The sequence below is a fragment of the Paraburkholderia sediminicola genome (genome assembly GCF_902859805.1).
Taxonomy (GTDB): domain Bacteria; phylum Pseudomonadota; class Gammaproteobacteria; order Burkholderiales; family Burkholderiaceae; genus Paraburkholderia; species Paraburkholderia sediminicola.
On sequence record NZ_CADIKC010000010.1, the window covers coordinates 124,350 to 150,652 of the forward strand.

Sequence of the window (26,303 nt, forward strand, 5' to 3'; positions counted from 1 at the left end):
GTGGGATCGATGTGACAGGTTCCGATCGAACCAGTCACACATCTTGCCGAAGCTTTACCAGTGCATGCCCGCACCGACCGATGCGCCGAACTGACCACGCGAGTCGGTCGTCCCTTGCACCTTGTAGACCCACTTGCCGGTTTCCGACAGTTGCGACACGCCGATGGCCATCGCCGACTGGCCGCCATATGTGCCGCCCGCAATTGCCATCATCCCGTGACCCGGCAAGACCGCCTGCGGCAAACCTGCAGCCGCCAGCGCCGACGCCGTGCCACCGTACGAATCGCGCCGGGCCGAGCGGATCTGATCGTCGGTGTAGCTGTTTGCCTTGCCGACCGCACCGCTTACGCTCTGCTGCAACTGATTGACGTTGACGGCGTCCGTGCCTTGCACGCCGGCTGCGACATTCGTGATCTGACGTTCCTGGCCCGCTGCGCCGACCGACACCGTGTTTGCGCGGTTCGCGACCGAGCCCTGACCCAACGCCACTGAGTTGTTCGCGCTGGCGTTCGCCGCTGCGCCGAGTGCGGTGGCGTTGTTGCCGCTTGCGACCGAGTTCGCGCCGACGGAGATTGCGTTCGTGCCAGTCGCGTTGGCGTTGGCGCCCACCGCGACCGAATGCGCACCCGAGGCCCGCGCAGCCTCCGTGTTGGTGTTGCCGTCGGCGCTGACGAACGGCACGTTCGGGTTCACGCTGATGTTTTGCACAGCGTTGCCGATGGCCGTGTTCAACTGGCCGAGGTTGACGGCGTCGCTTGCGTTCACGCCGTCGGCGACGTTATGGAGCACCGTGCTACCGCTCGTTGCATCGCCGAGTGTGACGCTGTTCTTGTTGACGCTGCCGTCGGCGTTCTTGTCGTACATCACGGCGCCGTCGAGCCTGGCGTCGGTCCGCGACGTAACTTCCTTCAGCTGGGCAACGTTGACGGCGTCCGTAGCTTCGGTGCCGGCTGCGACGTTGGTGATCTGACGTTCTGCACCGCTTGCACCGACAGAGACGGTGTTAGCACGATCGGCGATCGAGCCTTGGCCCAGCGCGACCGAGTTGGCCGCCAAGGCGCTAGCGTTAAAGCCAAGCGCCGTCGAGCCGTCGCCTGCCGCCGTAGCCAGAGTGCCGACGGCGGTGCCGCCTTCTCCCTGTGCCCACGAGGAGGTGCCGACCGCCAATGACCCAGCGCCGGAAGCGTTGGCGTAGGCGCCGATCGCAACCGAGTGGTCACCATTTGCGGTGGCATCATCGGAGCCATCGTTGGCGCCGACTGCCTTGAAATAGCGTGAGGCGTCAGCGGCAGCAGCATTCAGTTGGCTCAGGTTGACGGCGTCCGTAGCTTCGGTGCCGGCTGCGACGTTGGTGATCTGACGTTCTGCACCGCTTACACCGACAGAGACGGCGTTGGCACGATCGGCAATCGAGCCCTGACCCAGTGCGACCGAGTTGGCCGCGACGGCGCTAGCGTTATAGCCGAGCGCCGTCGAACCGTCGCCTGCTGCCGCAGATAGAGTGCCGACGGCGGTGCTGCTTTCTCCCTGTGCCCACGAGGAGGTGCCGACCGCCAATGACTCAGCGCCAGAAGCGTTGGCGGAGGCGCCGATCGCAACCGAGTGGTCGCCGTTTGCGGTGGCATCATCGGTGCCATCGTTGGCGCCGCCTGCCTTGAAATAGCGTGAGGCGTCAGCGGCAGCAGCATTCAGTTGGCTCAGGTTGACGGCGTCCGTAGCTTCGGTGCCGGCAGCGACATTGGTGATCTGGCGTTCTGCACCGCTTGCCCCGACAGAGAAGGTGTTGGCACGATCGGCGATCGAGCCCTGACCCAGCGCGACCGAGTTGGCCGCGACGGCGCTAGCGTTAAAGCCAAGCGCCGTCGAGCCGTCGCCTGCCGCCGTAGCCAGAGTGCCGACGGCGGTGCTGCTCTCTCCCTGTGCCCACGAGGAGGTGCCGACCGCCAATGAATCAGCGCCGGAAGCGTTGGCGGAGGCGCCGATCGCAACCGAGCGGTCGCCGTTTGCGGTGGCATCATCGGAGCCGTCATTGGCGCCGCGTGCCTTGAAATAGCGTGAGGCGTCAGCGGCAACGGCATTCAGTTGGCTCAAGTTGACGGCGTCCGTAGCTTCGGTGCCGGCGGCAACGTTGGTGATCTGGCGCCGCTGAGTGGCGGAACCGACCGACACCGTATTCGCCAGAGTCGCCACTGAGCCTTGCCCGAGTGCAACGCTGCCGTCCGCGAAGGCGCTAGCGTCAAGCCCAATGGCGACCGCGCCGCTTTTATTCGCGAGCGCATTGGCGCCGAGCGCCGTGCTGCCAACGTCGAATGCATAAGAGTTGACGCCAAACGCGCTCGCTTGCGGGCCGTTTGCGCGGGAATAGGTGCCGATGGCGACCGAATCCGCGCTTTGCGCCTCCGCTGTATAGCCGAGCGCAACTGAATGCGTGCCATTGGCCTGCACGAACGCGCCGAGGGCCGTTGCGCCCACGCCCTTCGCGACGGCGAAGTTGCCGACACCGGTGCTGAAATCAGCGTCGGCCAGAGCCGTCATCCCGGCCGCGAAAGCACCTTCGCCGTAGCTTTGCGCCTTGAACCCGAACGCGATCGCGGCGGTGTTCGTTGCCGTTGCCCAGTTGCCGATCGCGATGGATCCCGAACCCGATGCGCTTGCCCCCACGCCTGCCGCCACCGAGCCCGGTCCCGAGGCTGTGGCATTGGGATCCACGCCCGGAACGACCGAGCCGGCAGCGAAGTAAATCGTATCCGCCTGCGCCACTTGCATACCGCCCAGCAACGTTGCCCCAGCCAGTACAGCCTGCGCCATGACCAATTTCCGCGATGCCGCGCGTTTCGTTTTCGAGCGAGCCGTCTCCGACGCGGCGACCCACGAGCCCGTTGTCTCACACCAAACCGATTTGTAGATTTTATTCATTCTTCAGAAAACTCCGCCGGAATTAGATCGTGGACGGCACACGAAAGCATTTTGAGTCGGAAAAGGCGTCATCGCCCTTAATGTGTCGCGCATAGGCAGAACACGTCGGCGACGGTTATTGATTACGGCCGTTTTCGTGTGTTCTGTTGAATTTCTTGCGCGTCCGAACTAACTGCATCATGCTTTCAAGTCCACGGGATTAAGTGCATGGGCGATGAGCGGCGAGATTGTCAGTTCTGGCGGGGTGAAGCTGAAATAAGCCAATTCTTAAATTGTTGGAAATAAATGGCGGAATGTAATTGATTTTGGATAAGTGCTTTTTGATTGTATAAAATAAGGAATAATCTTGTTTTATCTTATGAAAAACACAATGGCATAGGAATTTAATGGGCTGTTATCGTGTGGGTCAAAATGGGTTGATGCGGATTGCCTCTGGTTTTTCCACGCAAAACCGGCGCCGGTTGTCAATGACTCGGAATTCGCTGACAGATTCGCCCTCGGATGCGCCGCTTCCCTGCGTTTTTCCACGCGTCGCACCCGCATCCACGTCAACCGCTGGTCACAGCAAACGTTCTACAATGACGGTTGTTCTCCGAAGTGAGTTTTCATGCGTAAATTTTTTCTTCCCGGCGTGACTGCCACGTTCGCCGCAGGCGCGGCGCTGGTTGCCGCCGCAGGCTTTTTTTCTCCGGCGGCCTTCGCTAACAACGTGATCGTGCTCAATTCCGGCGAAGCCACGCTGAGCCTGATCGACGAGACCACCCGCCAGGTCATCGGCACGGTGCCGACGGGCAAGGAGCCGCACCATCTGATGGCCACGCCGGACAACTCGTCGCTGATCGTCGCCAACTCGGTGTCGAACAATCTGATGTTCGTCGACCCGAAGTCGGGCCAGGTCCAGCGCTGGGTCGAGAATATTGAGGATCCGTATCAGATTGGTTTTTCGCCCGACCGCAAATGGCTCGTCACCACCGGGCTGCGTCTGGACCGCCTCGACGTCTATCATTACGACAGCCAGAAGAACCAGATGACGCTGGCCTCGCGTCTGCCGCTCGCGGTGATGCCGAGCCACATGGCGTTCACCAATGACAGCAAGACGGTGTTCGTCACGCTGCAGGTTTCGGGCGAGCTCGCCGCTATCGATCTGGCCACGCAAACCGTCAAGTGGAAGATGAAGGTCGGCAAGGTGCCGGCCGGCCTGTGGATGACCCCGGGCGAGAAATATCTGCTGATTGGCATGACCGGGGCGGATTACGTCGCGGTGGTCGACTGGCGCAACCAGAAAATCGTCAAGACGATCCAGACCGGCAAGGGCGCGCACAACTTCCGCTCGCTGGTCGACGGCAAGCACGTAGCGGTGTCGAACCGCGTCGCGAGCACGATCAGCATCATCGACGAAGACACGCTTACCAACGTCGGCGATATCACCGGTTTGATGCCGGGTCCGGACGACATGGAACTTTCAGCGGACAAACGCTATCTGTGGGTGACTTTCCGCTTCGCGAAACATGTCGGCATCATCGACCTGAACACGCGTAAGCTAATCCAGACGATAGCTGTCGGCCGTTCGCCGCACGGTATCTATTTCTTCAATCGCGCGCCGATTACGGCGCCGAACGGCGCGTGACGCTGTAACAGGCACACTGCCAGGAATGAAGTAACAGGCCAGCACCATGTTCCATCTGATTTTTTCTTCTCTCGACAGCTTCGTCTCGGCCGTGCAGACGCTGCTGTACGTCGACGTGGTGCAGCCGCTGCTGTTCCACTTCAATCTGATGGACTATGACGAAGACACTTACGACAGCCTGTACTGGGTGATCGTCGGCGTCTTCGAGGTGCTGGCGATGTACGCGATCCTGCGCCCGCTCGAGATGCTCCGGCCGGTAGAGCAGTGGGAAAACCGCAAGGCCGTGCGCGTCGACGTGATTTACACGTGGATCGCCAAGCTCGGCATTCTCAACCTGTTCTTCTTTTTTGCGCTGCAGCCCTTGTTCGACAACGTGCAGGCCTGGCTGCGGCTGCACAACATCGCGAATATCGAATTCGACAATCTGTGGCCGGGTGTCACCACGCAGCCGCTCGTCACGTTCGTGATGTATCTGCTCGTGCTCGATTTCGCCGGTTACTGGTACCACCGCTGGGAACACCGGATCGGCGTGTGGTGGGAATTGCATGCGGTGCATCACAGCCAGCAACAAATGTCGCTGTGGTCCGACGACCGCAACCATCTGCTCGACGATCTGTTGCAAGCGTCGTTCTTCGCGGTGATCGCGCTGGTGATCGGCGTGCCGCCGTCGCAATTCGTCGTGCTGGTGGCCATCACGAATCTGGCGCAGAGCGTGCAGCACGCGAACATCCGTCTGTACTTCGGCTGGCTCGGCGAACGACTGCTGGTCAGCCCGACTTTCCATCGCCGGCACCATGCGATCGGCTACGGCCATGAAGGGCTGAACTACGGTTGTAACTTCGGCGTGCTGTTTCCGTGGTGGGACATGCTGTTTCGCAGCGTGTCCTGGAGCCGGGAGATGGAGCCGACCGGCATCGCCGACCAACTCGAAGGCCGGCGCTATGGCGACGGTTTCTGGGCGCAGCACTGGCTTGCCTTCGTGCGCATCGCCGGGCGGCTTGCGCCGAAGCGTCGCACCGAAGGCAGCGACGCCGCCTCGGTTTGAGCATTCTTCCTCTCGCGGCGCCGGTTTTCCCGGCGGCGCGTCACGTGGTTTATCCTGTTCACGTTTGTGCGCGCAGCCTTGGCCTCGTGGCCGGTATGTTGGCGCATTCTCCTTCTTCCATCGTTTCGTTCACCGGCACTGGCTCGCATGAATGATCTGTTGCGCTCGTTCGGGCGCGCGCTCGCAAGCGCGCTCCACCCGCGCATGCTCTGGCTGACCTTCCTGCCGTTTCTGGCGGCAACGGTTGGGTGGGGCGTGATTCTGTGGTTTTCCTGGCAGACGCTGATCGGCGCCACCCGCACGTGGCTTGAAAGCTGGTCGTTCACGGTCACGCTCTATCATCTGTTCGACTGGCTCGGCTTCTCGGCACTGCACACGGCAATCGCGCCGTTTATCGTGATTGCGATGGCGATTCCGCTGATCGTCGTCACGGTGCTGCTATTGATTGCCACCCTGTCGATGCCGGCCGTGATCCGCTTTCTGTCGGCGCGGCAATTCCCCGGCCTTGAAATGCGCCGCGGCGGAACGTGGTACGGTAGCCTGGGCCAGGCATTGTGGACCACGCTGGTTTGTCTGGTGCTGCTGATCGTCACGTTGCCGCTCTGGCTGGTGCCGCCGTTTTTCGCGCTGATCCCGCCGCTCCTGTGGGGCTGGCTGACGTATCGTGTGATGAGCTATGACGCGCTCGCGTTGCATGCCACGCGTGACGAACGGCGTGCGCTGGTGAGGCGCTTCCGTTTGCCGCTGCTGTTGATCGGCATCGCGAGCGGACTGCTGGGGTCGCTGCCGACGTTGCTGTGGGCGTCGTCGGTCTGGCTGATCGTGCTGTTCCCGGTGATCACCGCGGTGACGATCTGGATCTACGCGTTCATCCTCGTGTTTTCGGCGCTGTGGTTCGGCTACTACTGTCTGCGCGCGCTGCAACGCATGCGCGCGGAAGAGCACGGCCCGCGGCACGCGGCGCCGGTTCCCTACTGATGAATTACTGACAAAGCGAAAGAGGCGGCAATGGCATTTGGCGTCATCATCATCGGCGACGAAATCCTGTCGGGCAGACGTATCGACAAGCATCTGCCGAAGGTCATCGAATTGCTGGGCGCGCGCGGGCTGTCGCTCGGCTGGGCGGAATATATCGGCGACGAGCCGGAGCGCATCACGGCGACGTTGCGACGTACGTTTGCGTCGGGCGATATCGTGTTTTCCACGGGCGGCATTGGCGCCACGCCGGACGACCACACGCGTCAGTGCGCGGCGGCCGCGCTCGGTGTGCCGCTCGAACTGCATCCGGAAGCCGCGAAGCTGATTCAGGAGCGCATTCGCGATATGTATCCGGCGAACGCCGCAACGCCGCTCGACCTGAATTCGGCGGAGAACCGGCATCGGCTGAATATGGGCACGTATCCGCAGGGCGCGTCGATCATTCCCAACGGCTACAACAAGATTCCTGGCTTCTCGATCGAGCAGCACTACTTCGTGCCGGGCTTTCCGGTGATGGCATGGCCGATGATCGAGTGGGTGCTGGATACGCAATACGCACATCTGCATCACGCGATGCCGCATGCGGAAAAATCATTGCTGGTGTTCGAACTGCCGGAGTCACGCGTGACGCCGTTGATGGAAAAAATCGAACATGATTTTCCGGGTGTGCGGGTGTTCAGCCTGCCGAGCGTGGGCGATGCGGAGCGCGGCGGCGTGTATGCGCGGCATCACATCGATCTCGGTGTGAAGGGCGAACCGGAAGCGGTGGCGGCGGCTTTTGTGAAGCTGCGTGAAGGTGTGCACCTGCTGGGCGGCGATATCGTCGAGCCGGAGGCGGCTGCGGCTAAACCGCGCGGTTGAGCGTTGGTCGCGCCACGGTCAATCGCTGCGCACACCATCCTTCCTGCGGGCGCGCTTGCGCCCGTGTCTGACTTAAGACTCAACGCATCATCGGCCTGTCACATGCAGCGCCGACGATGCGTCTAATTGTCCCGCCTATCGCCCGAAGGCCCCTGCGAATCAACAATCAGGCGCCGATCCACGGCAACCCGCGAAAGCACCAGCCTGACACCGTCTTCCGATGCCCCTGGCCGTCCTTGTCGCCTTCGAAGCCTTCCAGCAGGTCATACGCCTTGGTAAAGCCGGCCTGGGTGGCGGCAATCGCGGCAAGCTTCGAGCGCGCGGCGCTGCGGCACAGGAACAGCACCGGCGTATCGGGCGAAGCGACGTGGCTCAGTTGCTGAAGGAATTCCTGGTTCGGCACGGCGCCTGGATAGCGCGTCCATTCCACGTGGGCGTATTGCCCGTCGCCGATAACCGGCCGGCCGACCCAATCGAGTTCGGCACGGGTGCGCACGTCGACGAGACGCGTGCGCGGATCGAGTTGCAGCAGTTCGAACGCCTCGGCGGGCGATACCGCGCCCGCATAGGGCAACTGGTTCTCGGTGCGGCGCTTGTCCGCCTGGGCGTACAACTGTTCGAGCGTGCTCATGAGCGCAAATCTCCGTCGGACCAAATGAACATTCTAGCGCGCAGCGTACAACGCGCATGCGGTTCAGAGACGTCGTCCTGTCCGCACGAAGCAGGGAGGCGCGCGCTCAATAGTGGTGCATATTCCAGGAAATGCACCAAAATAGAGATGTCACCCGTTGCTGATTTTGCGAGCGCACTAATTCGGTGCGGAATGCGGAGCAAAGATTTGGGGGCTGCATGCGGTTCGGTGCGCCCATTCCCCGCAAACGCGCGCGCAGTGTGGTTCTGCGCCGGGTTGGCGCATACATGGCACAGAAGCTGCTTTATTGGTGCCGATCGATTTGTTCCAGCAGGCTTTTATGTTCGTCCTCAACGATAGAGGGGTGGACGCGCCGGGACGGGTCAGCTAGATTGGGCGGCGGCTGAATCCGCCGAATTCGTTAATCAGGAGATAGGTTATGAGTAAATCCGTGGCCGACGTCGTTCAACTCGTCAAAGACGAGGACGTCAAGTTTGTCGACTTCCGTTTCACCGACACGCGCGGCAAAGAGCAACACGTTTCGGTGCCGGTGTCGGCATTCGATGAAGACAAGTTCGAAAGCGGCCATGCGTTTGACGGTTCGTCGATTGCCGGCTGGAAGGGCATCGAAGCATCGGACATGCTGCTGGTCCCGGACGCGAACACTGCCTTCATCGACCCGTTCTATGAAGAGTCGACCCTCGTCCTGACCTGCGACGTCGTCGAACCGGCTGACGGCAAGGGCTATGAACGCGACCCGCGTTCGCTCGCAAAGCGCGCTGAAGCGTACCTGAAGAGCACGGGCCTCGGCGACACGGCCTTCTTCGGTCCGGAACCTGAATTCTTCATTTTCGATTCGGTCAAGTGGGGCACGGACCAGTCGGGCACGTTCGTCAAGATCGGTTCGGAAGAAGCACCGTGGTCGTCGGCCATGGACTTCGAAGGTGGCAACACCGGCCACCGTCCGGGCACGAAGGGCGGCTACTTCCCGGTCGCTCCGGTCGACACGTTCCAGGACATCCGTTCGGAAATGTGCCTGTTGCTCGAACAGATCGGCATCCCGGTCGAAGTGCATCACCACGAAGTCGCGGGCCAGGGCCAGAACGAAATCGGCACGAAGTTCTCGACGCTGGTGCAACGCGCCGACTGGCTGCAGCAAATGAAGTACATCATCCAGAACGTCGCTCACACGTACGGCAAGACGGCAACGTTCATGCCGAAGCCGGTGGTCGGCGATAACGGTTCGGGCATGCACGTTCACCAGTCGATCTGGAAAGACGGCACGAACCTGTTCGCAGGCAACGGTTACGCAGGTCTGTCGGAATTCGCGCTGTTCTACATCGGCGGCATCATCAAGCATGCTCGCGCGCTGAACGCAATCACGAACCCGTCGACGAACTCGTACAAGCGCCTCGTGCCGCACTTCGAAGCACCGGTGAAGCTGGCTTACTCGGCTCGCAACCGTTCGGCATCGATCCGCATTCCGCACGTGTCGAACCCGAAGGGCCGCCGCATCGAAACGCGCTTCCCGGATCCGATGGCGAATCCGTACCTGTGCTTCTCCGCGCTGATGATGGCGGGTCTGGACGGCGTGCAGAACAAGATTCACCCGGGCGAAGCAGCCGACAAGAACCTGTACGACCTGCCGCCGGAAGAGGATGCAAAGATCCCGACCGTGTGTGCCGGCCTCGACCAGGCGCTGGACGCACTCGACGCGGACCGCGAATTCCTGACGCGCGGTGGCGTGTTCACGGACTCGATGCTCGACGCGTACATCGAACTGAAGACGGGCGAGCTGCAACGCTATCGTCAGTCGGTGCACCCGATCGAATTCGAAATGTACTACTCGCTGTAAGCGGCAATGGCGCTTCGCCCTTCAAACGGCGAAGCGCTTTGCCCGACGCTCGCGATCGGTCACGAAGGGACGGCGGCGCCGTCCCTTTTTTGTTAGGTGCGAGTGAGTCCATTCGCAGCGTTAGCAGCGTTCGCGGCTTAGGGGCAATGAAGTAGCGCATCAGGCAGGACAATAAGCGGTACACCTGATTGATCACCATCTCCTATCGGCCAGACTGCAAGATGGTTCTGAAGAATCTGATGAAGGCAAGGAAAGGGCACGAGCAGACCTTGTCGGACGACGCTCAGCTCGTGAGTTCCGGTTTGCTGCCGGGCTTCGAGGCATTGCCGACGGTCGCGCTGGTGCTGGAAAAACGCACGTTACGCGTGGTGTTTGCGAACCCGTCGGCGGAGTCGATGCTGGAGCTCTCGCGCAAGCAATTGACGCAGATGGCGTGGCCGGACATCTTTTCGAACGCGGACGAACTGCTCGCCACGATTTCGGCGATCGCCGCCCACCGTTTTCACGCGACGCATCTGGACGCCGTCCTCGAGCGTCCGGGCCACGAGCCGCTGCATGTGCATGCGGTCGTCGGTCATCTGGAAAGCGCGCAAGACTATGTGCTGCTCGAACTGTTCGAGAACGAGCGGCATATCCGCACCGACCGCGAGGAGCGCATCAACGACCTCACGGCGGTCAACAAACAACTGATCCGCAACCTCGCGCACGAGATCAAGAATCCGCTCGGCGGGATTCGCGGCGCGGCGCAACTGCTCGAATTCGAACTCGGCGAACGTCAGCGCGACGAGTTGCGCGAGTACACGCAGGTCATCATCAAGGAATCGGACCGGCTGCAAACGCTGGTCGATCGCCTGCTGGAGCCACACCGTCATCCGCATATCGTCGGTGACGTGAATATTCATGAAGTGTGCGAGCGCGTACGCCAGGTGATTCTCGCGGAGTTTCCGCGTGGCCTCACGATCGAGCGCGATTACGACGTGAGCGTGCCGGACCTGCGCGGCGACAAGGAACAACTGATCCAGGCGCTCTTGAACATCGTGCGCAACGCCGCCGAAGCATTGCGCGAACGCATCTCGCAAGGCGACGCGCGCATCGAATTGCGCACTCGCATTGCGCGCAAGATCACTGTGTCGAAACGTTTATGTAAGCTGGCACTGGACTTGCATATCACTGACAACGGGCCAGGCATTCCCGAGGAAATCCGTGACCGCATTTTCTATCCGCTCGTGTCGGGGCGCGAGGACGGCAGCGGTCTCGGCCTGACGCTCGCGCAGACTTTCGTGCAACAGCACGACGGGCTGATCGAAGTGGAAAGCCGGCCGGGCCACACCGAGTTTCAGATTCTGCTGCCGCTCGACTGCTAAACATATGTATCTCAAGACTTCTGACCGACCTATATGAAGCCGATCTGGATAGTAGACGACGATCAATCGATTCGCTGGGTGCTCGAAAAAGCGCTCGCCCGCGAAAACTTCGCGACGCGCAGCTTCGCGAACGTGCGCGAGGCATCGGCCGCGCTCGATCACGACAGCCCTCAGGTGCTGGTGTCCGACATCAGGATGCCTGGCGGCTCCGGCCTCGAATTGCTGCAGACCGTTCGTGACAAGGTGCCGGGCCTGCCCGTTATCATCATGACGGCATTCTCGGACCTGGACAGCGCGGTTGCCGCATTCCAGGGCGGCGCGTTCGAATACCTCGCCAAACCGTTCGACGTCGACAAGGCGGTCGAGCTGATCCGTCGCGCGGTCGATGAAAGCATGCGCGGCGAACAGACGTGGGACGACCGCGTTGCCGATGCACCGGAAATGCTCGGCCAGGCGCCGGCGATGCAGGACATGTTTCGCGCGATCGGCCGGCTGTCACATTCCGCGGCCACCGTGCTCATTACCGGCGAATCAGGCACCGGGAAGGAACTGGTTGCGCGTGCATTGCACCGACATAGCCCACGCGCGAACGGTCCCTTCATCGCGTTGAATACGGCGGCAATTCCGAAAGATCTGTTGGAATCCGAACTGTTCGGTCATGAGCGCGGCGCGTTCACCGGCGCGCAGGCCATGCGCCAGGGGCGCTTCGAGCAGGCCGAGAACGGCACGCTGTTTCTCGATGAAATCGGCGACATGCCGTTCGATCTGCAGACGCGCCTGTTGCGCGTGCTGTCGGACGGGCAGTTTTATCGCGTCGGTGGCCACAATCCGTTGCGCGCCAATGTGCGCGTGATCGCGGCGACGCACCAGAACCTCGAATCGCGCGTGCGTCAGGGTCTGTTCCGTGAGGACTTGTATCACCGGCTCAATGTGATCCGCTTGCGTTTGCCGGCCTTGCGCGAGCGCAGTGAAGACATTCCGCTGCTTACTCGCCACTTTCTGCAAAAGAGTGCGCGCGATCTGGGCGTGGAACCGAAGCGCGTGTCGGAGGAAGCGCTCGCTTATCTGGCATCGCTGCCGTTTCCGGGCAACGTGCGTCAACTGGAGAATCTCGCCAACTGGCTCACAGTGATGGCGCCGGCGCAGACCATCGAGATCAAGGACTTGCCGCCCGATCTGGGTCCCACGCAAGTCGGCGCGGCCGATCTCGCGGGTGGTGGCAACGGCGTCATCGGTACGGGTGAAGCAGGGCTTGCCGGCGGCGCGCCGATCAACGGCATCAGCGCGGCCACGCATCCGGCCAGCGCGGCCGGCATGCCGGTCGCGACCGCCGTCGCCGCCTGGGAAGGCGGCTTGCGCACCGAAGTCGCGCGGATGTTGCGCGAGAATGCGGCCGATGTGATGGACGAACTCGCGCGCCGTTTCGAAGCGGCGGTGATTCGCGAGGCGCTGGATTTCACGCGTGGCCGCAAGGTTGAAGCGGCGGAGCGGCTTGGCATTGGCCGCAATACGATTACGCGCAAGATTCAGGAACTCAATCTCGAACCTTGAGGTTTGCGCGGTTTGCGCGGTTAGCCGGGGCGGATTGCCAGCCGCTCCGGCAGTTGTCGTTCAGGCTGTCTCGATAGGGCGGCCCTTGGGCAGTCCCGCAGCAGGCGTCACCACGTAGACAGCCTCGTCCGCTGTGCTGCCAGCCGCTCAGGCGCGCAGCATCGAAGGCCCTCCGACTCGCGCAAGGCATAATCAACGCTGTTTTCATTCGACAGCTGACGATGCCCGCTTCCCCCGCTTTTTTCTCCTGGCCGCTTTCTCCCGATCCCTTTCTGTCGCTCGAAGCGCTCGACGACCCTGACGCGCTCGCGTGGGTCGAAGCGCAGAACGCCCGCACGCGTGCCGCGTGGGGCAGCAGCGCGGAATTCGAGTCGCTCAAACAGCGGCTTGCCGACGCTTATTTGCCGCGCGAACGCCCGGTCATCCCCGATCGCTGGAAGGAGTGGGCCTACGATCTGTGGCAGGACGAGCACAATCCAAAGGGCATCTGGCGGCGCACGACGTGGGCGGCCTGGCGCAGTGGCGCACCCGTCTGGCAGAACCTGCTCGACTTCGACGCGCTCGGTGCGGCCGAAGGCACGCCATGGGTCTGCGCCGAACTTGACATTCTCTACCCGGATGGCGATCGCGCGCTGATCACGCTGTCGCCGGGCGGCTCGGATGCGCTCGTTGTGCGGGAGTTCGACATTAACGCACAACGGTTTGTCGACGACGGCTTCGTGATTGCGAAGGCCGGCAAGCACACGGCGTCGTGGATCGATCGGGACACGCTCTACGTCGGCTGGGACAACGGCCGCAAGACGCTGACGCGCTCCGGCTATCCGCGCGAAGTGCGGCGTTGGACGCGGGGAAGTGCACTGGCCGATGCGCCGGTGGTCTTCAAGGGGGCGTTTGGCGACATCGGCGTGGAGGCTCACTACGATCCGATCGAGCAGCGCCACACGGTGGTGAGCAGCGTCGATTTCTTCGACTCGCAGACGTACTACCTCGATAGCAACAATGGCGCCGCAGACGGTGCGGATGCGTGGCACCAATACGACGTGCCCTCGCACGTCGCGGTCGGCGGCTGGCAAGGCTGGCTGCTGCTCGAACCGCGCCTCGATTGGGACTGCAATGGCGTGCGCTATCCGGGCGGCTCGCTGCTGGCGATCCGCGAAGCCGCGTTCCTGCGTGGCGAGCGTGACGTGGTGCCGCTCTTCACACCGACATCGCAAACCTCGGCCTGCGAGTGGACACACACGCGCAATCACCTGATTGTGTCCTACCTGGAAGATGTGCAGAGCAGGACCTCGCTGTGGATTCCGTCGCAAACAGCCGATCAGGCCTGGCACTGGCATCAACGCCTCTTTCCGTCGCGCCACGATGTGCAGGCCGATGTCTCACCGATTGAGCCGACGCTGAACGACGAAGTGTTCGTCGACACTGACGACTATTTGCAGCCGCCTGCGTACTGGCTCACCGATCTTGCCCAGAACGACCTGACCGATTGGACGTTGCTCGACCGCTGGCCGACTCAGTTCGATGCGACGCCGTTCGCGGTGACGCGTGGGCACGCGGTGTCCGCAGACGGCACGCGGGTGCCGTACACCGTGATTGGACCGCGGGTAGCGCAACACGCGGTGCAAGGGCAGATGGAGCAGCAGACAGACGAGCAACCACGCCCATGCCTGCTCAACGGTTACGGCGGTTTCGCGATTCCGTTGCTGCCGGGTTATCTGACCGGGCCGGGTATCGGCTGGCTGGAGCGCGGCGGCGTGTACGTGGTGGCGCATATTCGCGGTGGCGGCGAGTTCGGCACGCAGTGGCATACGGCGGCGCAGGGCGAGCATCGGCAGCGCTCGTTCGACGATTTCATCGCGGTGGCCGAGGCGCTCATCAGCACAGGCGTGACCAGCGCCGCGCAGCTCGGCATTCAGGGCGGCAGCAATGGCGGCCTGCTGGTCGCGGCGTGCATGGTGCAGCGTCCCGAGTTGTTCGGCGCGGTGGTGTGCGAGGTGCCGCTGCTCGACATGAGCCGCTATCACCTGTTGCACGCGGGCGCGTCATGGATCGATGAATACGGCGATCCGGACGAGCCCGACGAAGCGCGCGTGCTGGCCGCTTATTCACCCTATCACCGCGTGAGCGCGGACGTCGCGTATCCGCCCGTGCTGTTCACCACGTCGACTGCTGACGACCGCGTGCACCCCGGTCACGCGCGCAAGATGGCCGCGCGTATGCAGGCGCTGGGCGCAGAAAAGGTCTGGTATCGCGAGAACACGGAAGGGGGCCACGGCGGCTCCGATGAGCTGGAGCAGGCCGGGCACGATGCGATGGTGTTCGAGTTCTTGTGGCGCTGCTTGAGCGGGGCGACGTAGGCCCCGTTCGCCGGCGTTCAGCCGATCTGGGCGACGACCGGTGCGTGGTCCGACGGCTGCTCCCACTTGCGCGGCACCTTGTCGACATCGCAGGACGCGCACGTCTCGGCAAGCGCTTTCGACAGCAGAATGTGGTCGATTCGCAGCCCCGCGTTGCGGCGGAACGCCATCATCCGGTAATCCCACCACGAATAGATCTTCTCCGGCTGGTCGAACTGACGGAACGCATCGACGAGACCGAGTGCGACCAGCCGCACGAACTCGGCGCGCTCTTCGGGCGACACCAGATTCTGGCCTTCCCACGCTTTCGGATCGTGCACGTCGCGATCTTCCGGCGCGATGTTGTAGTCGCCGAGCAGCGCGAGTTTCGGATACAGCGCCATTTCGCTCGCGACCCAGTCGTGCAGGGCGGCGAGCCAGTTCAGCTTGTAGGCGAACTTGTCGGTGCCCGGCGCCTGGCCGTTCGGGAAGTATGCGGAAATGATGCGCACGCCTTCGACGGTCGCGGCAATCACGCGTTGCTGCGGATCTTCGAAGCCGGGGATATTGCGCACGATGCTGCTTTCGTCGACGTTCAGGCCTTCGCGCACCAGGATGCCGACGCCGTTATAGGTCTTCTGGCCCGCGAACCAGCTCCGGTAGCCTTTCGCTTCGAGTTCGGCGCGGGGGAATTTGTCGTCGGTCAGCTTCAATTCCTGCAGGCAAAGCACATCTGCGTGGCTGGTTTCGAGCCAGTCGATGACGTGCTGCAGGCGCACTTTGAGAGAGTTGACGTTCCAGGTGGCGATTTTCATGAAGTTCTCACATTCTTGCTGGGCAAGGCTTTGTATGGCGCTGGCCCCGCGTTCCGCTTTATTTTTGCTTCAGCGACGACCCGTCTGGCGATCCGGATTCGGATTGGCAGGATCGGGGCGATTCCGATAGTTCCGCATCTTATCGCGCGAGACGAGCGTCGGTGAAAATTGCCCCGGCGGCCGTCAAAAATAAAAGCCCGATGCCGTCATGCCACGGCGTATAGTGGGATCACATTTACGCGCATCGGGAACGCATCATGGCCCAGCTATATCCAGCCCTTTATAAGGACTTCGAAGTGCATCCGCTGGTGTTTTCGCGGCAGTTCGACAAATTCGACGGTCACAAGCGTCATGCCGAAGGTTACGACGTCGCAGTACGCGTGTGCCGGCCGGGTGCGATCAGCGGCTCGAAGGCAAGCCGCGTATTCCGTCTCGTGCTGGCGTCCACGTTCTCCGATTTCGGTGTCGCGAAACGCAGCGCGAGCCAGTACGGCGCGGACATCATCGACGGCAAAGTGGAAGGCGCAACGGTCGAGGATCTCTGAGTGGTCTGCTCGTGTGCTGCATTCACTTGCTGCACGTGTGCGACCCGCGACAGCCCCCTCATTTGAAATTATTTCGCCCGATTGTTTGACGTCTCGCGTACCACCCTATATACTCTTTTTCTCTGACGCGGGGTGGAGCAGTCTGGCAGCTCGTCGGGCTCATAACCCGAAGGTCGTAGGTTCAAATCCTACCCCCGCAACCAAGTATTGTTGAAAGCCCGCTAGCGCAAGCTACGCGGGCTTTTTAACTTCTGGCGTTCGCTCTCATACGTGCACGCACCGCGAGCACTTGCATTCACACCGGCTCGATTGCCCAATCCACCGCCGCTTGCGCATGCAATGCGGTTGTGTCGAACACGGGTAACGCCGAGTCTTCCGGCTTGATCAGCAACGTGATTTCCGTGCAACCGAGAATCACCGCCTGCGCACCCCGCGCGGCCAGTTCGTCGATCACACGTTGATACACCGCACGCGAGGCGTCATTCACGTTGCCGTGGCACAGCTCGTCGTAGATGATGCGGTGCACATCCGCGCGTTCGGCTTCGTTGGGAATCAGCGTCTCGAGGTCGTAGCGTTCGCTCAAGCGTCCTGTGTAAAACGTCTGCTCCATCGTGTAGCGTGTACCCAGCAAGCCCACCCGCGTGATTCCTGCGGCGCGCAGCGCGTTGCCGGTCGGATCGGCGATGTGCAGGAAGGGCACGTCAATCGCCTGTTCGATCGATTCATACACGCGATGCATGGTGTTGGTCGCCAGTATCACCAGATCGGCGCCGCCGCGTTCGAGTTGGCGCGCAGCGTCGGCCAGTTGATCGCCGAGCGCGGTCCAGTTGCCTGCGCGCTGGTTGGCCTCGATCGGCGCGAAGTCGACCGTCAGCATCAGGCTGCGCGCGTTGTGGTGGCCGCCGAGTCGCGCCTTGGCGTGCCGGTTCAGGAGCCTGTAGTACTCGGTGGACGACTCCCAACTCATTCCGCCGATCACGCCGATGGTTTTCATGGTCTTGCTCCGTTGGTGGATGATGCAGGCGGGTGCGTGTCAAATGCCGGGCATCGAACGTGTGGAAAGTCGAGTATAGGCGGGCGTTGTCATCCCTGGCCGGTACGGATTGCCTTCCACTTGCCGGTACGGCGTCTCGCTAAAACGCCGGCACACACTTTCTGACGCCGATAGAATCGCAATCAGTCAAAGAGCGGTCAACAGGAGCGAATCATGGATCTGATTATCCGCCGCGCGATGCTGCCGCCGAGCGCCACATCACAGCACGAGCAGCACAAGCAGCACAAAGAGCCGGTCGACATCGGCATCGAAGCGGGCCGCATCGTCTCCGTCGAACCGAATCTGGCCGCGAGCGCGCATGAAGAAATCGACGCAGCCGGTTCGCTCGTCACGCCGCCATTCGTCGATCCGCATTTCCATATGGACGCGACGCTGTCGTACGGTCTGCCGCGCGTGAACGCGTCGGGCACTTTGCTGGAAGGCATCGCGCTGTGGGGCGAACTGAAGCCGGACCTCACGCAGGAGGCGCTGATCGAGCGCGCGCTGCAGTACTGCGATTGGGCTGTCGCGCGCGGTCTGCTGGCGATTCGCAGTCACGTGGACGTATGCGATCCGCGCTTGCTCGCGGTCGAGGCGCTGCTCGAAGTGAAGCGCCGTGTCGCGCCTTATCTCGACCTGCAACTGGTCGCGTTTCCGCAGGACGGCGTCTTGCGCAGCGCCGGCGCATTCGAGAATCTCAAGCGGGCGATTGCGATGGGCGTGGACGTGGTCGGTGGGATTCCACATTTCGAACGTACGATGGCCGACGGCGCACAGTCCGTGCGCATGTTGTGCGAGTTTGCGGCGGAGCAGGGCTTACGCGTCGACATGCATTGCGATGAATCGGACGATCCGATGTCGCGCCACATCGAAACGCTCGCGGCCGAAACACACCGGCTCGGCTTGCACGGGCGCGTCACCGGTTCGCATCTGACCTCGATGCATTCGATGGACAACTACTACGTCAGCAAGCTCTTGCCGCTGATGCGTGAGTCGGGTGTCGCGGCGATCGCAAATCCGCTGATCAACATCACGCTGCAAGGCCGCAGCGATACGTATCCGAAACGGCGCGGCATGACACGCGTGCCGGAGATGATGGCGGCGGGCATCAACGTCGCGTTCGGCCACGACTGCGTGATGGACCCGTGGTACAGCCTCGGCTCGGGCGACATGCTCGAAGTCGCGCACATGGGTTTGCATGTTGCGCAGATGACGGGCGTCGACGCTATGCATGCGTGTTTCGACGCGGTCACGGTGAATGCCGCGCGTATTCTCGGACTGGAAGGCTACGGCATCGCGCCGGGTTGTGTGGCCAATCTCGTGCTGCTCGATGCGCGCGATCCGGTCGAAGCGATTCGCTTGCGCGCCGCGCGGCTCGCGGTGGTGAGTCGCGGCAAGGTGGTGAGCCGTGCGCCAGCTGCGCGTGCGGCGTTGTCGCTGGAAGGGCGTCCTGCAGAGGTGGATTTCAAACTGCATCGCGGTTAGTGGCCGCGCGGAGCGCGCTGACGTGTAAACGGAAAAGCCGGTGCTTGCTCACGCAAGTCACCGGCTTTTTATTCGCATCGGCGCTATCTACAACGCCGGCGAATGCTTTAACGCAAGACTCAATGCGTTGCAGCAGGCGTCATGCCATTGTGGCGCAGTAGCGCATCGATACTCGGTTCGCGGCCGCGGAACGCCTTGAACGATTCCATCGCGGGACGGCTGCCGCCCACTTCCAGAATCTCCTTGCGATAGCGCATGCCGGTTGCCTGATCGAGCACGCTGCCGCTCGCGGCCTGTGCGGCCTCTTCGAACGCGGCATAGGCATCGGCGGACAGCACTTCAGCCCACTTGTAGCTGTAGTAGCCCGCCGCATAACCGCCCGCGAAAATATGGCTGAACGTATTCGGCCAACGCGAGAACGAAGCTTGCGGCACCACGTGGAAACGCTCGTTGATCTCGCTAGCCAGTTCGGTGGCGTTCTTCGTGCCGGACGCATCGAAACCGGTATGCAGTTGCATGTCGAACATCGAGAACACGATCTGGCGCAGCGTGCCGAGACCGCTCTGGAAATTCTTCGCGGCGAGCATCTTGTCGAAGAGATCGCGCGGCAACGGCTTGGCCGTGTCGACGTGCGAGGTCATGTCGCTCAACACGTCCCACTCCCAGCAGAAGTTCTCCATGAATTGCGACGGCAATTCAACCGCGTCCCACTCGACGCCGTTGATACCTGAGACGCCCAGTTCATCGACACGCGTGAGCATGTGGTGCAGACCGTGGCCGAACTCGTGGAACAGCGTGATTACTTCATCATGCGTGAAGCAGGCGGGCTTGCCGCCGACCGGCGCCGAGAAGTTGCAGGTGAGATATGCCACCGGCGTTTGCACACTGCCCTGCGTGTGCTTGTGACGGCCGCGTGCGTCGTCCATCCATGCACCGCCGCGTTTGCCTTCGCGTGCATACAGATCGAGATAGAACTGCGCGACGAGGCCGCCGTCCTGATTCTCGACGCGGAAAAAGCGCACGTCCGGATGCCACACGGCTGCTTCGTCGCGACGGATGCGCACGCCGAACAGCGTTTCGGTGACTTTGAAGAGGCCCTTGAAGACGACGTCTTCCGGGAAGTACTGTTTGACTTCGTTCTCGGAGAACGAATAGCGCTTCTGACGCAGGCGTTCAGCGGCAAACGTCATGTCCCACGGCTGCAGTTCGGCCATGCCGAGCTCGTTTGCCGCAAATTCGCGCAGTTCCTTCCAGTCCTGTTCAGCGTGCGGGCGCGCGCGTGTGGCGAGGTCTTCGAGGAAGGCCATGACTTGCGCCGGCGACTCGGCCATCTTCGGTGCGAGCGAGACTTCGGCAAAGTTGTTGTAGCCGAGCATGTGCGCTTCTTCGGCGCGCAGCTTCAACTGATCGGCGAGCACGGCCGTGTTGTCCCATTCCGGCTTGCCGTTGCCATATTGCGGACCGAGTTCCGACGCGCGCGTCACATACGCGCGGTATATCGTTTCGCGCATCGCGCGATTTTCCGAGTACTGCATGATCGGGAAATACGACGGGAAGTGCAGCGTAAACTTGTAGCCGGTCTTGCCTTCGCGTTCGGCCGCTTCCTTCGCGGCTTCGATCACGTCTTCGGGCAGGCCGGCCAGTTGCGCTTCATCGCCGGCTTCGACGAGATAGGCATACGCGTTCGTCGCGTCGAGCACGTGATCCGAAAATGCTTTCGACAACCCCGCCTGCTTTTCCTGCAATTCGGCGAAATGCGGTTTCTGGTCTTCCGGCAGTTCCGCGCCTGACAGGCGGAAATCGCGCAGCGCATTGCCGAGGATCTTCTTGCGCTCGCCCGTCAGCGAGGAAAAATCGCTGCTGGCGTGAAGCGCCTTGTACTTCTCATAGAGCGCGAGATTCTGGCCGACGCTCGACCAGAATTCAGTGACACGCGGCAGATTCTCGCCGTACGCGGCGCGCAGTTCCGGCGTATCCGCCACGGCGTTCAGATGGCCGACCACGCCCCAGGCGCGCGACAGCGGTTCGGTCGCGCGTTCGACCGGCTCGACCACATCGGCCCACGAAGCGGGCGTAATGGGCTGGGCGGCGCGCTCGACGGCGGCGGCTGCATCGGCGAGCAGGATATCGAGAGCGGGGGTGACGTGTTCGGGGCGGATTTCGCCAAAGCGCGGCAGGTCGGAGAAATCGAGGAGCGGATTGTCTTGATTCGAGGGGGTAGTGGACATAAGGCTTCCTGTCTGACGCGGGTGAACGGGTAATCGGTGCATCGACGGGCGCGCGATGGCGCCCCAATGACACTCCATAGAGACATTATTGGGGCAGGGCGCGCCGATTCCAATCCGTCGGTAGACAAATTATCAGATGTCGCGTGACTGTGCCCGGAGGAGCCGGTGCCCCATGAGGTTCAGGCGGTTCAGGCGGTGGCAATGCGCCGGCGGGTTCCCGCTGCCTGAACCGCTCCCGCCATGCCGCGGCGCTCTGTGCGAAAGCGAACGGTGCAAATTGCTGCCATGCCGCATTCTGGCGTGTCGGCACCCGTTAGTGACGCTTTCTGTAAGAGGTATCGATGAACCCGCTTTCGCACGCTCTATCGCGCAACGGCAACAACTTCGATCTCGTGCGGCTCCTTGCCGCCATCGCCGTGGTGTATGGCCATTCGTATCTGATACAGGCGCCCGACGGCACCACGGATTGGGTCCAGAACGCGCTCGGCTTCGACGGTTTCGGCGCACTCGGTGTCTATGCGTTTTTTCTGCTGAGCGGCATGCTGGTGACCGCCAGTTTCGACCGGCAACGCTCCGTGCCGCGTTTCGTCGCGTTGCGCATTGCGCGCCTGTGGCCGGCGGTGGCGGGCGGCACGCTGGTGACGATCTTCATTGTCGGGCCGCTGTTTACGACACTGCCGTTGCGCGACTATTTCGCCTCCGGCGTGACGTGGGCCAATCTCGACAACTTTTCCATCATCGTGCTGAAAACCGGCTGGGTTGTGCCCGGTGTATTCGAGCACAACCGCTTTCCCGTCGACGTCTGCGCGCCGCTTTGGACACTGCCGATCGAAGTGCGCTGCTATCTGATCGTGATGGTGACCGGCATGCTGGGGCTGCTGTCCAGCGCGCGCGGCGCGGCGCTGGCGGCGGCGCTCGGGTGCGTCGCGTTCGTTATGCGCGTGCATCTGCCGCATCTGCAGATCGGCCTGCGGGATTTCGGCGAAACGCCCGGCGGCTATTCGTTCTGGCCGGAACCGTTTTTCATGCTGGGGATGCTGCTGTATGGGTGGCGCGAAAGGATCGAAATCAGCGGTTTGACCGCGCTCGCGCTGGTGATGGTGTTTCTGGTGTTCCGCGACACGGCCGGCGCTCAAGCGCTTTTCTATCTGGCTTTTGTTTACGGCGTGCTGTGGGTTGGCGCGACGCCGCTCCTGCGACGCTTCGTGCCGCGCCACGATTACTCGTATGGGATTTATCTGTACGGTTTTATGGTGCAGCAATGCGTCGCGAGTATCGCACCGCAGTTGAGCCATGTAACGGCTGTGCTGATCGCCGCGCCGTTCATTCTGTTGTGCGCGGCGCTGTCGTGGCACTTCGTGGAGCGGCCGGTGCTGAGGTGGTGTCGCGGGCGTCTTGCGCGCCAGTCAACGACGCTTGGCGCTGGGGTCGCTACGCGGTGAGTGTAATGTTCGGCACCGGTGTCTGAAACCGGCGCTGACGCCCCCGGTTTGACGCCAAAGTTTGACGCTTTGCATGCCGGCGAAATCGCTTCACCGGCATGAACCCTCAGCTTTACGCCTTCGCTGCAGCTTCGCGCTCGGCGGCTTCGATCGTGTTGACGAGTAGCATCGTGATGGTCATCGGACCGACGCCGCCCGGCACCGGTGTGATGTAGCCGGCCACTTCCTTGACACCCGCGAAATCGACGTCGCCGCACAGCTTGCCGGCTTCGTCGCGATTCATGCCGACGTCGATGACGGCCGCACCCGGTTTCACCATGTCTGCAGTGAGAATGTTGCGCAGGCCCGTGGCGGCGACCACCACGTCGGCGTTGCGCGTATGCGCAGCCAGATCGCGCGTCTTGCTATGGCAGATCGTCACGGTGGCGCCCGCTTCGAGCAGCAGCAGCGCCATCGGCTTGCCGACGATGTTCGAGCGGCCGATCACCACGGCGTTCGCGCCTTGCAGCGGAATCTCGTAGGCCGCCAGCATTTTCATCACGCCGTATGGCGTGCACGGACGGAACAGCGGCCGGCCGGTCATCAGCGCACCGGCATTGGCGACGTGGAAACCGTCGACGTCCTTTTCCGGGGCGATCGCCTCGATCACCTTGTGGCTGTCGATATGCGGCGGCAGCGGCAGTTGCACCAGAATGCCGTGGATGCGCGGATCGTGGTTCAGCTCGTCGATGCGCGCCAGCAGTTCGGCTTCCGGCAGATCGGCCGGATAGCGGTCGAATGACGAGCCGAGGCCGTTGTCATGGCACGCCTTGACCTTGTTGCGCACATAGACTTCGCTGGCTGGATTGTCGCCGACCAGCACCACGGCGAGGCCCGGCTGATGCCCGCGGGCGGTGAGGGCGGCGGCGCGCGTGGCGACGTCGGCGCGCAGGGTCTTGGAAAGGGCTAGGCCGTCGATCAGTTTGGCTGTCATGGTCGGTCGAGAAGGGCGGTTTGGAAAGCGGAGCAGGGCACAGGCGCGCGTGCGCGGCACGTGCGATGGCGCTTTTCACCGAAAACGGGTCGGCACATGAAAAGCGCGCGGCGCGAATCAGGGATAAGCAGCGCTGCAAAGTCCGTCATTATACCGGCCCGGCTGGCCGTGCCATGTACGGATTCCGGGGCAGCGGGCGCGCCGGAATCCGTGATGCCTCCAACCGTCGAGCGGCTTCTCCCGCTACTCCTGCACGGCCTGCCAGCTATCGTCCGGGTCGAACGATTTAATGGCGGCTGCGGCCCGCGCGGTTTGCGGGCCAAGGTTCTTCTGATAGACCTGACCGTCCTGATTGACGATAAAGCTCATCACGCCGGTCTTGCCGTACTCGGCCGGTGAGGCGACCAGACCGAAGCCTTTGGTCAGCACGCCGTTTTCGACGTAGTTCTGCGCGCCCCCTTTCGCGTGCGCACCTTGCGCCGTCAGGATCCGGTAGTGATAGCCGTGGTAGGCCTCCTTCGGCAGGGTGCCATTGGGCATGGTGGCGGCGAGCGGTCCGAGCGGGCTTTCCGTTTCACCGGGCGCCGTCGCCCAGTACAGGCCGTCATGCTGGCCCGGCGTACTGACGAAGCGCTGTGCGTAGTGCTGGGTCAGGTTGTGATAATCGTTTTGCGCGTCGAGATAGGCGAGCGAGGTCAGGATCGCCGCGTGTTCGTTGCGTCCGATGCGGCGTGTCAGCATCTCGTCCTGCGCGGCGGGCGGATCGAAACGCCAACCCTTGCCAGTCTGCACGAGCGGAATCGGCAAGGTCCAGCCACTGTCGCCGACCGCCAGATGCGCGGTCGCGCGACCCTTGTTCTTCGCTGGGTCCTCGATGATCTGATGCCCCTTCGACCATGCGCCGAGGAACTGGTAGATGTCGTCCTCGCCGATTCCTTCGGAAGGAATGTAGCGATGAAAATCGTTGCCGAGCACGTGTTTGAGCGCGCCTTCGTCGTTGCGGGCCAGGGCGTCGGTGAACGCGTTGGCCGCCTCGTCGGCAGTGGGATAGACCGCCTGCGCGTGCGCGGCGGTCGTGCCAAGCAGAAGTACCGGCGCCACCAGCAGGGTGCCAGTCGTGCCGAGGGCGACGGCGAGTGTCAGAACGTGGGCGCGCAAGGCGCCGCGTGGGAATAAGCGAATCATCAGAGACTCCTCTTGATCGTTCAACGGTTGCGGCCGAGGTGGCGCTCACCGCCGCCGCCACCGCCACCGCCCAGTCTGCCGCCACCACCGCCGCCGAAGTTGCCACCGCCACCACCGCCGCGCTGGACGCCGCCGCCGTTTGCACCGAGACCGCCGCCCGTGCGTTGCTGACCGCCGCCATTGGCGCCGAGGCCGCCGCCGGAACGGTTCGCGGCCGCGTTGCGGCTCGCCTCGCCGCGTTGCGTATCCTGCCGCGCGGCATTGCCGTCACCGGCGCCGCGTAACGCGTTATCGCGATTGGCGTTCTGCGCGCGGTTCTGCAAATCGGCGTTCTGTGTGCCGCCCTGGTGAATCCCTTGTACGCGCTGGCTTGCATTGCCGCCCAGGTTCTGTCCGGTACGGTTCTGCAAGGTCTGCTGCGCCTCTGCACGTGCGGCGTCGTCACGGCCGCGATAGGCATCGCGCTGTGCGCCGCTGAGGTTGTTATTGACGTTGCGGTTGATGTTCGCGTTGTTGACGTTGCGATTGACGTTGGTGTTGCGGTTCCAGTTCGTCGTGCTGCTGTTCACGTTGAGCCGGTTGTTCACATTGATGTTGTTGTAGCGGTTCACGTTGATGTTGACGTCGTGCGTGTTCCAGTTGAAGCCACCCCACAGCGAATTGGCAACTGCGACACCGGCGCCGAACGCAAGGCCGGCCGCCAAACCGCTCGCGATTGCGTAGCCGGGTGGCGGTGGCACATACACGGGCGGGTAGGCGGGATAGGGCCACGTGCCGTACACCACAGTCGGGTTATAGGTAGGCACGTAGACCACTTGCGGATTGGCCGGCACGATCTGAATCGTGCTCTGCTCGACCACGACTTTCTGCTGCGAACTCGTTTTCAGATTGCCGGCGGCCTGCGCCTCTTTACGCAGGCGTTGCACGGAGTCCATCACGTCATTCGACTGGCCCAGAAAGGCCGTGCCGAGTTGCGAGACCCAATCGGGTTTCGACGCCATCGTCGCGAGGACCTGCGGGAAGGCGACGAGTGACTGCACGCTCGGGTCCCAGGGCTCGGACGCGACTGCTTTGACGGCGTCATCGCCTTGCAATTTCGAGTTTGCCTTCGACCATGCGGCCGCAGCCTGTACGTCTTGTGGGAAGGTGGCGGCCATCAGCACCTGCGCAAGCAGTGCATCGGGATAGAGCGCGATGGGCGCAGTCAGCGAATCGAGTTGCTGGTTCGACAGCTTCGCGGCGCTTTGCGCATAGACCGCGCTCGGCATGGCCAGACCGACGAAGAGTGGTGCGCCCGCAAGAGCGGCGCAAACAAGCAACACACGCGAACGGTGTGTTCCGGATCGTTTCACGATGAAATCCTCCCGGCTGCGTTAGACGCGCGTGATCGATGCGCAGCGCATGCTGCGTTGCTTTCACGCGTTGGAATGGAG

19 protein-coding genes and 1 tRNA gene are annotated in these 26,303 nt (G+C 62.5%); 12 read left to right on the forward strand and 8 right to left on the reverse strand.

Annotated elements, in window-relative coordinates; translation table 11 throughout:
* Positions 1-54 precede the first annotated feature (54 nt).
* Positions 55-2,916, reverse strand: coding sequence for a YadA-like family protein (locus tag R8871_RS29545; protein ID WP_175053645.1), 2,862 nt, complete (start codon positions 2,914-2,916; stop codon positions 55-57).
* Positions 2,917-3,523: 607 nt separating this feature from the next.
* On the opposite strand from R8871_RS29545, the gene R8871_RS29550 reads away from it, so the two are divergent.
* The 4 genes from R8871_RS29550 (at position 3,524) to R8871_RS29565 (ending at position 7,427) form a co-directional block, all read left to right on the forward strand.
* On the forward strand, positions 3,524-4,543 hold the full coding sequence (locus tag R8871_RS29550; RefSeq protein ID WP_175053646.1) for a YVTN family beta-propeller repeat protein: 1,020 nt from the start codon (positions 3,524-3,526) through the stop codon (positions 4,541-4,543).
* A 46-nt stretch (positions 4,544-4,589) separates the two neighbouring features.
* Entirely contained in the window at positions 4,590-5,588 is a 999-nt protein-coding gene (locus tag R8871_RS29555) for a sterol desaturase family protein (protein WP_175053647.1), read from the forward strand.
* A 147-nt stretch (positions 5,589-5,735) separates the two neighbouring features.
* Entirely contained in the window at positions 5,736-6,566 is an 831-nt protein-coding gene (locus R8871_RS29560) for an EI24 domain-containing protein (RefSeq protein WP_054037984.1), read from the forward strand.
* A 30-nt stretch (positions 6,567-6,596) separates the two neighbouring features.
* Complete coding sequence (locus R8871_RS29565) at positions 6,597-7,427, forward strand: competence/damage-inducible protein A (protein WP_175053648.1); 831 nt, start codon at positions 6,597-6,599, stop codon at positions 7,425-7,427.
* A gap of 166 nt (positions 7,428-7,593) precedes the next feature.
* On the opposite strand, the gene R8871_RS29570 is transcribed toward R8871_RS29565, so the two are convergent.
* The gene (locus R8871_RS29570) at positions 7,594-8,058 is read right to left on the reverse strand and encodes a rhodanese-like domain-containing protein (protein WP_175053649.1); all 465 of its coding nucleotides are present in this window, start codon (positions 8,056-8,058) and stop codon (positions 7,594-7,596) included.
* Positions 8,059-8,497: 439 nt separating this feature from the next.
* Here R8871_RS29570 and glnA point away from each other — a divergent pair, with 439 nt between their 5' ends.
* From glnA to R8871_RS29590, 4 genes are all read left to right on the forward strand, one after another.
* Complete coding sequence (gene glnA, locus R8871_RS29575) at positions 8,498-9,913, forward strand: type I glutamate--ammonia ligase (protein WP_063496656.1); 1,416 nt, start codon at positions 8,498-8,500, stop codon at positions 9,911-9,913.
* A gap of 221 nt (positions 9,914-10,134) precedes the next feature.
* Positions 10,135-11,277, forward strand: a complete 1,143-nt coding sequence (glnL, locus tag R8871_RS29580; RefSeq protein ID WP_054037991.1) for a nitrogen regulation protein NR(II) — start codon at positions 10,135-10,137, stop codon at positions 11,275-11,277.
* Positions 11,278-11,310: 33 nt separating this feature from the next.
* On the forward strand, positions 11,311-12,828 hold the full coding sequence (gene ntrC, locus R8871_RS29585; RefSeq protein WP_175053650.1) for a nitrogen regulation protein NR(I): 1,518 nt from the start codon (positions 11,311-11,313) through the stop codon (positions 12,826-12,828).
* 221 nt (positions 12,829-13,049) lie between these two features.
* Positions 13,050-15,185, forward strand: a complete 2,136-nt coding sequence (locus tag R8871_RS29590; RefSeq protein ID WP_175053651.1) for a prolyl oligopeptidase family serine peptidase — start codon at positions 13,050-13,052, stop codon at positions 15,183-15,185.
* 17 nt (positions 15,186-15,202) lie between these two features.
* Here the strand turns inward: R8871_RS29590 and xth are convergent, their stop codons facing one another.
* Positions 15,203-15,979, reverse strand: a complete 777-nt coding sequence (xth, locus tag R8871_RS29595) for an exodeoxyribonuclease III (protein WP_175053652.1) — start codon at positions 15,977-15,979, stop codon at positions 15,203-15,205.
* A gap of 257 nt (positions 15,980-16,236) precedes the next feature.
* Here xth and R8871_RS29600 point away from each other — a divergent pair, with 257 nt between their 5' ends.
* On the forward strand, positions 16,237-16,524 hold the full coding sequence (locus R8871_RS29600) for a hypothetical protein (protein ID WP_054038000.1): 288 nt from the start codon (positions 16,237-16,239) through the stop codon (positions 16,522-16,524).
* A gap of 126 nt (positions 16,525-16,650) precedes the next feature.
* Positions 16,651-16,727, forward strand: a tRNA-Met gene (locus R8871_RS29605).
* 92 nt (positions 16,728-16,819) lie between these two features.
* On the opposite strand, the gene R8871_RS29610 is transcribed toward R8871_RS29605, so the two are convergent.
* On the reverse strand, positions 16,820-17,518 hold the full coding sequence (locus R8871_RS29610; protein ID WP_175053653.1) for an aspartate/glutamate racemase family protein: 699 nt from the start codon (positions 17,516-17,518) through the stop codon (positions 16,820-16,822).
* A 213-nt stretch (positions 17,519-17,731) separates the two neighbouring features.
* Here R8871_RS29610 and R8871_RS29615 point away from each other — a divergent pair, with 213 nt between their 5' ends.
* Positions 17,732-19,042 (forward strand): amidohydrolase family protein, encoded by a 1,311-nt coding sequence (locus tag R8871_RS29615; RefSeq protein WP_175053654.1) that lies wholly within the window; start codon positions 17,732-17,734, stop codon positions 19,040-19,042.
* A gap of 119 nt (positions 19,043-19,161) precedes the next feature.
* On the opposite strand, the gene R8871_RS29620 is transcribed toward R8871_RS29615, so the two are convergent.
* A complete protein-coding gene (locus R8871_RS29620; RefSeq protein ID WP_175053655.1) occupies positions 19,162-21,270 on the reverse strand; it encodes a M3 family metallopeptidase in 2,109 nt (702 codons plus the stop codon).
* Between the two features lie 341 nt (positions 21,271-21,611).
* Between R8871_RS29620 and R8871_RS29625 the strand changes: the two genes are divergently transcribed.
* The gene (locus R8871_RS29625; protein ID WP_175053656.1) at positions 21,612-22,712 is read left to right on the forward strand and encodes an acyltransferase family protein; all 1,101 of its coding nucleotides are present in this window, start codon (positions 21,612-21,614) and stop codon (positions 22,710-22,712) included.
* A 112-nt stretch (positions 22,713-22,824) separates the two neighbouring features.
* Here R8871_RS29625 and folD read toward each other — a convergent pair whose 3' ends face one another.
* The 3 genes from folD to R8871_RS29640 all read right to left on the reverse strand — a co-directional run bounded on the left by folD (position 22,825) and on the right by R8871_RS29640 (position 26,222).
* Positions 22,825-23,685: a bifunctional methylenetetrahydrofolate dehydrogenase/methenyltetrahydrofolate cyclohydrolase FolD gene (folD, locus tag R8871_RS29630; protein ID WP_175053657.1), complete on the reverse strand. Its 861-nt coding sequence runs from the start codon at positions 23,683-23,685 to the stop codon at positions 22,825-22,827.
* A gap of 243 nt (positions 23,686-23,928) precedes the next feature.
* Positions 23,929-24,870 carry a DUF2950 domain-containing protein gene (locus R8871_RS29635; protein WP_175053658.1) on the reverse strand — a complete coding sequence of 314 codons (942 nt, stop codon included), beginning with the start codon at positions 24,868-24,870 and terminating at the stop codon, positions 23,929-23,931.
* 20 nt (positions 24,871-24,890) lie between these two features.
* Entirely contained in the window at positions 24,891-26,222 is a 1,332-nt protein-coding gene (locus R8871_RS29640; RefSeq protein ID WP_175053659.1) for a DUF3300 domain-containing protein, read from the reverse strand.
* Between the last annotated feature and the right edge of the window lie 81 nt (positions 26,223-26,303).